The sequence below is a fragment of the Pseudoalteromonas sp. Z9A4 genome (genome assembly GCF_011378845.1).
GTDB lineage: Bacteria > Pseudomonadota > Gammaproteobacteria > Enterobacterales > Alteromonadaceae > Pseudoalteromonas > Pseudoalteromonas arctica.
On sequence record NZ_WTLA01000006.1, the window covers coordinates 26607 to 38946 of the forward strand.

A 12340-nucleotide genomic window follows, 5' to 3' on the forward strand; every position below is an offset into this window, starting at 1 on the left:
TTAGAAATTTCTGATATAGAGCAACTAAATAACGAGATTCTTGCCTTGTTATCGACGCAGTTTTCTTACCTCAAGATTGACTACTTAATTAACTGAGTTGATATAACTCAAATGTATAACATTATCTAGATAGCTTGCTTCATATCGTAATAATGAGACGTAGATTATTTAGACTATGCAGTTGGCGGTGAAGATTTAATTCTAAGCGATAACAAATCAGCCAAAGTTTATATTTGACTGATTTGTTATGCGTTAAGCAAATTTACGTAGTGGGAGTATTGTAAAAGTGCCGTATTACTAAAATAAAGTGGATATGTAAGTTAACTAAAGGCATTTTTAAAAATGAGATTTATACTTTTTTACTGCATTTTTACTTTTTTGCTTACTGATTATTTTAGTCGCTATATGCCGCTTTTCACTTTCTATCTTATTAGAAAGTTGCTGGATAAGATCAATTAAAAATTTAAGTTCGTCAGCTGAGTAAAAGTTTTTATCTTCAGTAAGTGATTTTTTTAAGTAGCTGTTTAATGTGTGATGCGCATTTAGCGCTTGATCTATATCTGAATCAGCTAAAAGTAAAAGCTCGTTGCACTGCCTGCGTGTTTCGCTATCGGAAATATGAACAGCGGTTACTGTGGTAAAAGACATAGTTACTACAGAGCTCTTTGATCGAAAGGAATTTCTTCCCAACCTGACTTAATTTCTTTAATTAAAAGAATAACTTCATCGATCTTTTGTATATCATTTTCTAAATTAGCGACTAATAAATTACGCTGGCAGTAATCGTACAAAGCATCAAGATTAGATGAAATCTCGTTATCATTCTCAAAGTTTAATACCTGTTGTAGAGCACCCAGTAAAGTAATGCAATCAGAGATAGCAACTCCCTTCTTGGCTAACTCTTTTCGTTCAACAAATCCTTTTGCAGCAGATAACTTACCGATGATATTTACAAAAACAAGTTTAACTTGTTCATATGGCGTCATTTCCTTTACGCTACTAACGGTTATTTGGCGATATTTATTTATTGATGCATGGGCCATGTCTAATCCTAAAAGTTTAATAATATATCTAGCAATTTAAGCAAGTTTAGTTCCAAAATATAAACTAACTACTCTATATCGGCAAAAGTAGCTATATCTTTAAGTATATTTACTATTTGCATAGTCTTACACATTACAGACTTAACCTAAATCACAAAATACCTAAGGACTAGGTATCTACCAAGAGTTAAACCTTATCGTAAAAAGTGAATATATGTTAGCCCCATATGTTAGCTCCATAAAAGTTTATATGCTTATTTGTTACTACTATTTGGTGGTGAAGCATAAATTTTGTATTGTAGAAGTAGTCTGAAAGTATTGGAATTTATTTTAAAGTGTCTGTTTTTTGGCGTTAATGTCAAAAAGTCGCCACTAGTGCTTGCATACAATTTCAACTGGATTACAATTTGGTTAACAGAATAAATTAGTGAAATAAATGGCCGCTAAAAATGATCTTAATTTTAGATAATAATAATAATCGCTCGATAGGATTATATGCCTCACTTACTTTTATTGGTGAAGCGGTGCAATTACATACCGAAGCTGATTTTGAACAAGCATTTAGTAAGTACCAAAATAAAGAATGCATTATAATTTTAGGTGCTTTGCAATCACTTGATCATGAAAGTTTAATAAAGCGCTACCCTACGTTTCCTTTTTTATTAATAGGCGAAACACTCAAACCCTTACTAAGTATTGCTAATGTTGTTGGCTTAGTGTGTGAACCATTTAGCCACGATATAACAACTCAGTTGTTACATGATTGCCAGCAATATCAGCGAATGCTTCCCAATGAGCATAAACATAATAAACCGCATAATACTTTTGATGGCCTTGTGGGTGAAACAACCGCAGTTAAAGATTTACGTTTTTTAATTGAGCAAGTAGCTAAAACTGATGCGAATGTGCTCATTTTAGGTGAGTCGGGTACCGGGAAGGAGGTAGTCGCACGTAACGTACACTTATTGTCAAAACGTCTTAAGGGGCCTTTTGTACCCGTAAACTGTGGTGCTATTCCTGGTGAGTTGCTCGAAAGTGAATTATTTGGCCATGAAAAAGGTGCATTTACTGGTGCTATTTCTGCTCGTAAAGGGCGGTTTGAACTGGCTCAGGGTGGTACGCTATTTTTGGATGAAATAGGCGATATGCCACTGCAAATGCAAGTTAAACTGCTTCGCGTATTACAAGAGCGCAGCTATGAGCGTGTGGGTGGTACAAAGGCAATTCAAGCCGACGTGCGCATTATTGCAGCGACTCATCGCAACCTCGAATCTATGATAGAGCAAGGCACGTTTCGCGAAGATTTATACTATCGTTTAAATGTATTTCCTATTGAGAGCCCGTCTCTTTCTCAGCGTGCTGATGACATACCGTTATTATTAAAAGAGTTAATGCGCCGCGTTAATGAGCAAAGTGGCTCAACCGCTAAGTTTACTGAACGCGCTGTTGAAAGTTTAAAAGAGCATAGTTGGCCGGGTAATATTCGTGAGCTTGCAAATTTAGTGGAACGTATGGTTATTATGTTTCCTGAAAAAGTGGTTGATATCCCCGATTTACCTGATAAATACCGTTATATTGAGGTTGAGGCATACGAGCCTCAATACCCTGAAGAGTTAATGGAAAAAGATGCCTTTAACGATATTTTTAGCTCGGGGTTTAGTGATTATGAGAGTGAACCTGAAGCTGATTTTAGCCAAGCAGGTAGCGGGGTTTTACCTGATGATGGTATTGAACTTAAAGATTACTTAGCTGAACTTGAAATAAGCTTAATAACGCAAGCGCTAGAACGTTACGACTATATTGTTGCTCGCGCTGCAGAAATATTAGGAGTACGCAGAACTACGTTAGTCGAAAAAATGAAAAAATATAATCTTTCAAGAGATTAGAAGTACGAAAATGGTGAAATGCTTTTCGTTATTTATTATTCATTAATGAGCAACTACCTTACGGGCTTTGCCCGTCACGCAAGCTTCGCGTCTACAAGATAACCTAAAATCTAAACCTTGGCGGTAGACGTTGAGCTTGCTCACGTGAAAAGCGTAGCTTTTAATCACTTACCCACTGACTAACTAAATGTCTTAATAATTTCTTCTTTTCTAAAACAATCATTACTGTGATCGTTAACCATACCGCAGGCCTGCATATGAGCGTAAACCGTTGTAGGGCCTAAAAACTTAAAACCCCGTTTTTTTAAATCTTTAGCAAATGCGGTTGATGCCTCTGTAATTGCTGGATAGTCCTCAACGTTATTTAAATTACTTATAAGGGGCTTATTGCCCACAAACTGCCATTGGTAGTTACTAAAGCTTCCAAATTCTTTTTGTATTTCTATAAAGCATTTTGCGTTGTTAACGGTTGCAGCAATTTTTAAGCGATTGCGCACAATGTTCTCATCAAGCATTAATCTTTCCACGTCATCTTGCGTGAATTGTGCCACTTTATTTATATTAAAATTAGCAAATGCTTTTTTATAACCACTGCGTTTTTTTAAAATTGTGTACCAGCTTAAACCTGCTTGCGCAGATTCAAGCGTGATAAATTCAAACAGCTTTGTATCCTCATACAGGGGCACACCCCACTCCTCATCATGGTAAATAACGTAGTCGGGTTTACTCGTATCGAGCCATGGACAGCGGCACTTTATTTTCTCACTCATTATTATTCCTTTTAGCGAGCGTCATTTTTATGTCGCTCAAATTATTGATGTAACATGATGAAAAATATGAAATAAATTTTGGTATAAATCGTGCATTTAGACATGTATCTACATCAATTTGAGATTTGATTATGGCTCTTGCAAGCGTGCTAAAACCACAGTTTTTTTCTGCAAATCAGTATAACCCATGTTTACTCCAAGAGGAGTACATTGGTGAATTAAGCGATCTGCGTAAGCAAGCAAGTTGGCTTTCGCATTTAGTTGATACTATGCCCGCAGGTGTGGTTGTACTTGATGGCAAGGGATTAATTGCTAAAGCGAATCAAATAGCGATTGATATGCTTGGTGAACCACTTGAAGGCGAACGCTGGTTTAATGTTATTCAGCGCTCTTTTAGGCCGCATCAAGATGATGGCCACGAAGTGTCTTTAAAAGACGGACGCTTAATAAAGCTAGATATTACTGCTTTAGCACCAGAGCCTGGGCAACTTATTTTAATGACTGATTTGACCGAAACCCGCCGTTTACAAAAGCGGGTTGCGCATATGCAGCGATTGAGTGCGCTTGGGAAAATGGTTGCCTCGTTGGCACATCAAGTACGTACGCCGCTCTCAGCCGCTATGCTTTACGCGGCTAATTTAGGTTCTAAACGCTTACCGGAAGCATCTCGCGATAACTTTCAAACAAAACTAATGTCTCGCTTGAAAGATTTGGAAACTCAAGTAAATGATATGCTGTTATTTGCAAAAAGTGGTGAGCAGCAAGTTGTAGAGCAAGTTTCAATGCAGCAGCTGTTGACTGAAGTTAAAGCGGGCGCTGATGCGATGGTAGCGCTCAATGAAAGTGAGCTGGATATAAGCTTACCTGAACCAGATATACAAATAGTTGGTAATAAAACAGCATTAGCTAGTGCTATTCAAAACCTTGTGCATAACAGTATTCAAGTTATCGGCAGTGGTGCAAAAGTAAAAATAAGTGCACAAAGAGATTTAAAAAATTTAGATATGGTTTGTATTAGCGTGAGCGATAATGGACCAGGTGTTGATTTAAGCCAAGGCGATAAGATTTTCGAACCATTTTTTACTACTAAAATTCAAGGTACAGGCTTAGGGCTTGCTGTAGTAAGTTCGGTGGCTAACGCACACCAAGGCCGTGTTGAGGTAACTAATAATGCACATGGTGGTGCCTGCTTTAGCTTGTTACTGCCTATTAAGTCAACATCTAAACTAGAGGAATCATCATGAGTAACACTATTTTAGTTGTCGAAGATGACGCAGGTTTACGTGAGGCTTTAATAGATACCCTTGAAATGTCGGGTATTGAATGTGTTGCTGCCAATAGCGCTGAGCAAGCAATGTTATTGCTTAAAAAAGATCAATTTTCGCTTGTTGTAAGCGACGTGCAAATGGGCGCAATGAGTGGGCTTGATCTATTACGTAGTATTAAATTAAACCATCCTGATTTACCGGTATTGATGATGACGGCGTACGCCACAATTGACGATGCTGTAGAGGCCATGCGCCTAGGTGCAATTGACTACATGGCTAAACCATTTGCACCTGAAGTGCTGCTGAATATGGTGAGCCGTTATTTGCCTGAAAAAGCAAAAGAAACTGACGGCCCTATTGTTGCTGACCCAACGAGTATTCAATTGTTAGAGCTTGCAAGTAAAGTGGCACGCTCTGATGCTAGTGTTATGGTACTTGGCCCAAGTGGTTCTGGTAAGGAAGTACTTGCTCGTTATATTCACGATAAGTCGAGCCGTTGTAATGAACCATTTGTGGCGATTAACTGCGCGGCTATTCCTGAAAATATGCTCGAAGCCACTTTATTTGGTTATGAAAAAGGGGCTTTTACGGGCGCGATTCAAGCATGCCCGGGTAAGTTTGAGCAAGCGCAGAGCGGTACTATTTTACTTGATGAAATTACTGAGATGGACTTAGGGTTACAAGCTAAGCTTTTGCGTGTACTGCAAGAGCGTGAAGTAGAGCGTTTAGGTGGCCGTAAAACAATTCAACTTGATGTGCGTATTTTGGCTACCAGTAATCGTGACTTAAAAGAAGCGGTTGCTAAAAACCAGTTTAGAGAAGATTTATATTACAGGCTTAATGTTTTTCCATTGATGTGGCGACCATTGTGCCAACGCCCCGGTGATATTATTGTATTGGCTAAGCATTTAATTGAGCGCCATATTAGTAAAAGTAAAGAGCCGATGGCGTATCTAGATAAAGCGGCTGAGCAAAAGCTATTGGCTCATACATGGCCTGGTAATGTGCGCGAGCTTGATAACGTTATACAACGTGCACTTATACTGCGTACGGGCAACACAATAAACGAGCATGCTATTTTTATCGAAAACTTAGCATCTAATAACTTTGTTATGGAGCCTTCATTGGCACCGGTGCAAATAGCATCGCAGATTGATGTCACTCATACAGATAAAGGCGTCGATACAAGCACGTTAAGCTCTGCATACTACGATGAAAAATCACCTGTTGAGGTTGAACCTAAGCAAGGTTTACTATCTGCAGATACAGGTAGCTATAAAGATGAGCTTAAAGATAAAGAGCATCGCATTATTTTAGAAACCCTTGCACGTTGCCAAGGTAAGCGCAAAGACGTGGCTGAAACTCTGGGTATAAGCCCACGAACGCTACGTTATAAATTAGCGCAAATGCGTGACTTAGGTATTTCACTTCCTGCATAACCTCCAAACCCTAAATTAAACATTTATAATTTAGGGTTGTCAAAACTCTGACTCGAAAATAAACCAGTAACTCACTGTATTAAAAGGTTATTTTAATTGGCATGGTTTGTGCTTTAGTAACTGTAAGAGTTAACTGTATCGTTAGAGACTAAAGTATGAAAATTCAAAATAGTGCTATATTCCAAGAAATGCAATCAATGGCTTTAGAAGCTGGCCGTAATAATCAAATTAATAAATTGCCTACTCAAGTACAATCTACTTCTACTTCACAATTTGGCGAGATGCTGAGTAGTGCATTAAATACAGTACATGAATTACAGCAAGATGCTGGGCAAAAAGTAAAAGCGGTTGAGATGGGCGATCGAAGTGTATCGCTCGCAGAGGCGATGATTGCTTCTCAAAAATCATCAGTTGCTTTTGAAGCCACAGTACAAGTTCGTAATAAACTTGTTGACGCATATAAAGAAATCATGAACATGCCTGTTTAACTAGGTAGTGGAGAATTATTGTGGCGCAATCTAATCAATCTACAGATCTTGCACTCGCTGGTGATGGCATTGAGCAAACAGACGAAAATGATCAACAAGAGCAAAAGTCAGGCTATTTAAGTGCCTTGAATGGTGTTGATGTATTGCGCCAAGTAACATTGGTTATTGCATTAGCCATTTGTTTAGCAATCGCAATTTTTATAATTATCTGGGCTCGTCAGCCAGATATGCGCCCATTAGGCAAAATGCAAACCGAAGAACTTATCCAAACCCTAGACTTTTTAGATGCGCAAAAAATTGAATATCAACTTGATGGCAATGTGGTATCGGTTGATGAAAGTGAGTATCAAAACATTAAGTTGTTAATGACTCGCGAAGGGCTAGACCAAGGGCCAGATTCGGGCTCTGATATTATTATGCAAGATATGGGTTTTGGTGTTAGCCAGCGCTTAGAGCGTGAACGTTTAAAGCATGGCCGCGAACAACAATTAGCACGCACTATTGAAGAGCTCAACAATATAACTCGCGCCAAAGTATTGCTAGCTATTCCTAAAGAAAATGTATTTGCCCGCAGAGAGAAAAAACCATCAGCGACAGTTGTATTAACACTTAAACGCGGCAGATCGCTTGATCGTGAAGAAGTTGACTCCGTTGTTGATATGATTGCCTCTGCAGTACAAGGCTTAGAACCTACACGAGTAACGGTTACCGATCAAAATGGTCGTTTATTAAATTCAGGTTCGCAAAGCTTATTAGCAGCACGCTCTCGTAAAGAGTACGACTTAGAGCGTAAGCGCGAACAGGAATATCTTGAAAAAATAGACAGTATTCTAATACCGGTTGTTGGACTTTCAAATTACACAGCACAGGTAGATTTGAGTATGGACTTTAGCGCGATTGAAGAAACTCAAAAACGCTATAACCCAGACTTACCGGCTGTTAGGAGTGAAACTACATTCGAAGAAAATAATATTGGTGGTTTAGCTGTTGGGATCCCTGGTGCGCTGACAAATCAGCCACCAGTTAATTCAGATATCCCTGAATCAGTTACTGAGGGTGGCGCTGGTACTGCTACTTCACCAAGCCGTACCCATAAAGAAGCAACGCGTAATTATGAACTCGATACAACTATTTCACACAAACGTCAGCAAAGTGGTGTAATACGAAGAATAAGTGTATCAGTTGCCGTAGACTATATTCCTAAAGTAGGAGAAAACGGTGAGACAACCATGGCTCCGCGATCAGTAGAAGCATTGTCAAATATTCGTCGCTTATTACAAGGTGGTGTTGGGTTTGATATGCAACGTGGTGATGCACTTGAAGTTGTTACTGTCCCGTTTGTACGTGAAGCGACAGGTTTAGATATTGAAGTACCATTGTGGGAACAAGATTGGTTCATGAAAATGGTCCGTCTTGTATTGGGTGCCTTGGTGATTATCGTATTAATTATGGCAGTAGTAAAACCAATGCTGAAACGCCTGATTTATCCAGATGATACTTTAGAAGAATACGACGAAGATGCATTAAACTCAGGCGTAGATATTGGCGATAGTACACTTGATATGCTAAATAAAGATTTTGATTCTGCTTCGGTTGGTTTCTCAAGTGATGGTACACTGCAGTTACCTGATTTACATGGCGACGAAGACTTACTTAAGGCAATTCGCGCCTTAGTAGCTAATGAACCAGAACTCTCATCACAAGTAGTAAAAGCGTGGTTAACAGAAGATGACTGATCAAGAACAAAAAAAACTCCCGCAGGCTTTTGATGTTGATAAGCTAGATGGAGTCGACAAAGCAGCTATATTGTTATTGAGTTTAACGGAAGAAGATGCAGCTCAAATACTTAAGCACTTAGAACCTAAACAGGTGCAAAAAGTGGGTATGGCGATGGCTGGATTAGAGGATCTTTCGCAAGCTAAAATAAGCGCTGTGCATCATTTATTTATAGAACAGATTCAAAGCTTTAGTACAATTGGTTTTCAATCGGAAGACTTTATTAGAAAAGCCCTTACAGCAGCTCTTGGTGAAGATAAAGCTGCGAGCCTTATTGATCAAATAGTTATGGGCTCAGGCGCTAAAGGTCTCGATTCATTAAAATGGATGGATTCAAAACAGGTGGCTAGTATTATTCGTAATGAGCACCCTCAGATTCAAACAATTGTATTATCGTATCTAGAGCCAGAGCAATCAGCTGAGATTATTTCTCAATTTCCTGAAAAAGTACGCCTAGATTTGACTATGCGTATTGCAAACCTTGAAGAAGTTCAGCCTGCAGCACTGCAAGAACTAAATGAAATAATGGAAAAACAATTTGCCGGCCAGGCCGGTGCACAAGCAGCTAAAATGGGTGGCTTGAAGGCTGCTGCAAATATTTTAAATTACCTAGATACCAACGTAGAAGGGCAGTTAATGGACTCTATTCGTGAGCATGATGAAGAGATGTCGCAGCAAATACAAGACCTTATGTTTGTATTTGAAAACTTAATGGATGTTGATGACCGTGGTATTCAAGCAATCCTGCGCGAAGTACAGCAAGACGTATTGATGAAAGCAATTAAGGGCACTGACGATGCACTTAAGGATAAAATACTGAGCAACATGTCTAAGCGTGCAGCCGAAATGATTGCTGATGATTTAGAAGCAATGTCACCAGTGCGTATAAGTGAAGTAGAAGCAGCGCAAAAAGAGATTTTATCAACAGCACGTCGTTTATCTGACTCTGGTGAAATTCAGTTGGGCGGCAGTGGTGGTGAGGAGTTCTTATAAACCATGAGCAAATTAAAAGGTCGCACACTTCGTGCTGACGAAGCTGATGAATTATTAAAAAACTGGGCTATTCCAGATATAGCACCAGATGAAAATAGCTTTGGCAATCGCTCTACAGCTTATGGAACACCGCTCAGTGAATTGTATAAAAAAGAATTAGCAGAAGAAATGCCAGTTGACGAGCCGCAAGAACCAGAACTTCCTGCGCTTACCATGGTTGAGCTAGAACGTATTAGGCAAGATGCTTACGAGGAAGGCCTTAAACAAGGTCATGAACAAGGCTACATAGACGGTTTTGAAAAAGGCGTGGGTGAAGGTAAAGAAGCAGGCTACAAAGAAGGGTTAGAACAAGGGAAAACGCAAGGCCGTGATGATGTAAAACCATTAATTGAAGAGCAGTTAACAAGCTTAAAAAGTATTTTAGAAGGGTTAACTGCACCACTAAATAAAGTGGACGAACAAGCTGAAAAGCAATTAATACAACTTGCTAGCATGTTAGCTGAAGCTGTTATTTATCAAGAAGTAAAAACATCACCTGATGTGATTTTACATACTCTAAAACAAAGTATTAATTCACTTAATGCTGAGCAAGAGAAAGTGCGAATTCATTTAAACCCAGAAGACTTGGAGCTAATAAAAGAAAGCTACGGAGAACAAACCATTATTGATAACAATTGGCAATTAATGGCAGAACCCACACTTGAACGCGGTGGCTGTGAAGTCAAAACAGCACAATCGTCACTCGATATGACTCTTAAAACACGTGTCAAAGAAACGTTGGATAGTTTTTTGCATGATAGTGGTATCTAACCATTTTATTGGCGTTTTATGTCAACTCAACGTGCATCATTAAGCGAACGCTTATCTCAATATCAACAACATATTAAAACCCCAGCACCCGCTGTAGCTGGTATTTTAACCCGTGTTGTTGGCCTTACTCTTGAGGCTAGAGGTTTACGTGCGCCCGTTGGTAGTCAATGCAAAATAGAAACCATGAACGGCTTTGTAGACGCTGAAATAGTTGGTTTTAACGATCAAACTTTGTACTTAATGCCTAACGACCATATCTCTGGTGTATTACCTGGTGCACGTGTTATTCCTCAAGTTAATAATTTAGGTTTACCTGTCGGTATGAGTTTATTAGGACGTGTGGTTGATGGCTTAGGCCGCCCGCTAGATGGCCTTGGTAAAATTAATGCTGAACATCATTTAAAGTTTGCACAAAATACTATAAACCCGCTTTCAAGAAGACCAATCACTAATCCTATGGATGTAGGTGTGCGCGCTATTAACTCTGTTATTACAGTAGGCCAAGGACAGCGCATGGGCTTGTTTGCCGGCTCTGGTGTGGGTAAATCAGTACTACTGGGTATGATGACCCGAGGTAGCGAAGCCGATGTCATTGTTGTTGGCTTAGTGGGGGAGCGTGGCCGCGAAGTAAAAGAATTTATTGAAGAAATACTCGGTGTAGAAGGGCGCAAACGTTCAGTTGTTGTCGCAGCGCCTGCTGATTCATCCCCGCTTATGCGTTTAAAAGGCTGTGAGAGCGCCGTAACTATTGCAGAATATTTTAGAGATCAGGGTTTAAACGTATTATTGTTACTCGATTCGGTTACGCGTTACGCTATGGCACAACGTGAAATCGCACTTGCTGTTGGCGAGCCGCCGGCTACAAAGGGTTATCCGCCTTCGGTGTTTGCTAAATTGCCAGCGCTGGTGGAACGTGCTGGTAATGGTGGTGAAGGGCAGGGTTCAATTACTGCCTTTTTTACGGTGTTAAGTGAAGGCGATGATATGCAAGACCCTATTGCTGATGCCGCGCGAGCTATTTTAGATGGTCATATTGTACTATCGCGTGATTTAGCCGACAGCGGACACTATCCTGCAATCGATATCGAAAAGTCGATTTCGCGTGTTATGCCTCAAGTTGTTTCTGAGCCGCATATGCAGCAAGCCCGAGTGCTTAAGCAAGTGTACTCCATGTATCAGCAAAACAAAGATATGATCACTTTAGGTGCTTATCAAAAGGGTACCGACCAAATGCTTGACCAAGCCATAAACATGATGCCAAGAGTAAATGCATTTTTACAACAAGGTATGAGAGATGTCATTAGTTATGATGATGGCCTGCAAGGCCTTGCTCAGTTACTAGGGCAGGCATAATGGCTAAGAATAAACTCGATTTATTACTTAAAATTGAAAATGATAAAGAAGAAAATTTGCGTATGAGTTATTTGCAAGCAAACCAAAACTTGCAAGCCAATCAACAAAAGTTACAAGGTCTAAATAGTTTTAGACTTGAATACTCTCAGCAATTACATCTCAAAGGTAAGTCGGGTTTATCCAGTGCAGGGTTTGGGCAATATCATGCTTTTATATCTAAAATTGAAGAAGCGATTCGCCAACAAGCAAGTACCGTAAACACTGCTAAACAAGTTGTTACTCAACGTAAGGCATTGTGGCTTAAGCAGCAAATTAAAGCTAAAGCGATCGCTAAGTTAATCGAAAATCAGAAACTAAAAGCAAATGCATTAATGGCTAAAAATGAGCAGAAAATGTTGGATGAGTTTTCTGCTAACCAATTTTTTCAGCGCCGTAAAGTTTTATAATTCAGGCACGTTAATTGCTATGTTACTTTGTGGAATTTAACTTTTTGGCGATATGCGGTGGCACATTG

The 12340-nt window shown here is 39.5% G+C and carries 12 protein-coding genes; 9 read left to right on the forward strand and 3 right to left on the reverse strand.

Annotated features, from left to right (window positions below):
• Positions 1–336 precede the first annotated feature (336 nt).
• Together GQR54_RS06505 and fliS are read right to left on the reverse strand one after the other, a co-directional pair.
• A complete protein-coding gene (locus GQR54_RS06505; RefSeq protein ID WP_166376902.1) occupies positions 337–648 on the reverse strand; it encodes a hypothetical protein in 312 nt (103 codons plus the stop codon).
• Between the two features lie 5 nt (positions 649–653).
• Positions 654–1043 carry a flagellar export chaperone FliS gene (gene fliS, locus GQR54_RS06510; protein WP_166376903.1) on the reverse strand — a complete coding sequence of 130 codons (390 nt, stop codon included), beginning with the start codon at positions 1041–1043 and terminating at the stop codon, positions 654–656.
• Between the two features lie 449 nt (positions 1044–1492).
• Here fliS and GQR54_RS06515 point away from each other — a divergent pair, with 449 nt between their 5' ends.
• The gene (locus GQR54_RS06515; RefSeq protein WP_166376904.1) at positions 1493–2929 is read left to right on the forward strand and encodes a sigma-54-dependent Fis family transcriptional regulator; all 1437 of its coding nucleotides are present in this window, start codon (positions 1493–1495) and stop codon (positions 2927–2929) included.
• A 179-nt stretch (positions 2930–3108) separates the two neighbouring features.
• Here the strand turns inward: GQR54_RS06515 and GQR54_RS06520 are convergent, their stop codons facing one another.
• Positions 3109–3699 carry a DNA-3-methyladenine glycosylase I gene (locus GQR54_RS06520; RefSeq protein WP_166376905.1) on the reverse strand — a complete coding sequence of 197 codons (591 nt, stop codon included), beginning with the start codon at positions 3697–3699 and terminating at the stop codon, positions 3109–3111.
• A 131-nt stretch (positions 3700–3830) separates the two neighbouring features.
• Between GQR54_RS06520 and GQR54_RS06525 the strand changes: the two genes are divergently transcribed.
• From GQR54_RS06525 to fliJ, 8 genes are all read left to right on the forward strand, one after another.
• Positions 3831–4943, forward strand: a complete 1113-nt coding sequence (locus GQR54_RS06525) for an ATP-binding protein (protein WP_166376906.1) — start codon at positions 3831–3833, stop codon at positions 4941–4943.
• Positions 4940–6406 (forward strand): sigma-54 dependent transcriptional regulator, encoded by a 1467-nt coding sequence (locus GQR54_RS06530; RefSeq protein WP_166376907.1) that lies wholly within the window; start codon positions 4940–4942, stop codon positions 6404–6406. The genes GQR54_RS06525 and GQR54_RS06530 overlap by 4 nt, the downstream gene beginning before the upstream one ends.
• A gap of 155 nt (positions 6407–6561) precedes the next feature.
• Entirely contained in the window at positions 6562–6894 is a 333-nt protein-coding gene (fliE, locus tag GQR54_RS06535) for a flagellar hook-basal body complex protein FliE (RefSeq protein WP_166376908.1), read from the forward strand.
• 20 nt (positions 6895–6914) lie between these two features.
• Positions 6915–8630: a flagellar basal-body MS-ring/collar protein FliF gene (fliF, locus tag GQR54_RS06540; protein ID WP_166376909.1), complete on the forward strand. Its 1716-nt coding sequence runs from the start codon at positions 6915–6917 to the stop codon at positions 8628–8630.
• Positions 8623–9663, forward strand: coding sequence for a flagellar motor switch protein FliG (gene fliG, locus GQR54_RS06545; protein ID WP_166376910.1), 1041 nt, complete (start codon positions 8623–8625; stop codon positions 9661–9663). The genes fliF and fliG overlap by 8 nt, the downstream gene beginning before the upstream one ends.
• A gap of 3 nt (positions 9664–9666) precedes the next feature.
• The gene (gene fliH, locus GQR54_RS06550; RefSeq protein ID WP_166376911.1) at positions 9667–10473 is read left to right on the forward strand and encodes a flagellar assembly protein FliH; all 807 of its coding nucleotides are present in this window, start codon (positions 9667–9669) and stop codon (positions 10471–10473) included.
• An 18-nt stretch (positions 10474–10491) separates the two neighbouring features.
• Positions 10492–11826 (forward strand): flagellar protein export ATPase FliI, encoded by a 1335-nt coding sequence (gene fliI, locus GQR54_RS06555; protein WP_166376912.1) that lies wholly within the window; start codon positions 10492–10494, stop codon positions 11824–11826.
• Positions 11826–12272, forward strand: a complete 447-nt coding sequence (fliJ, locus tag GQR54_RS06560) for a flagellar export protein FliJ (protein ID WP_166376913.1) — start codon at positions 11826–11828, stop codon at positions 12270–12272. Before fliI ends, fliJ begins: the two co-directional genes overlap by 1 nt.
• The last annotated feature ends 68 nt before the right edge of the window (positions 12273–12340 follow it).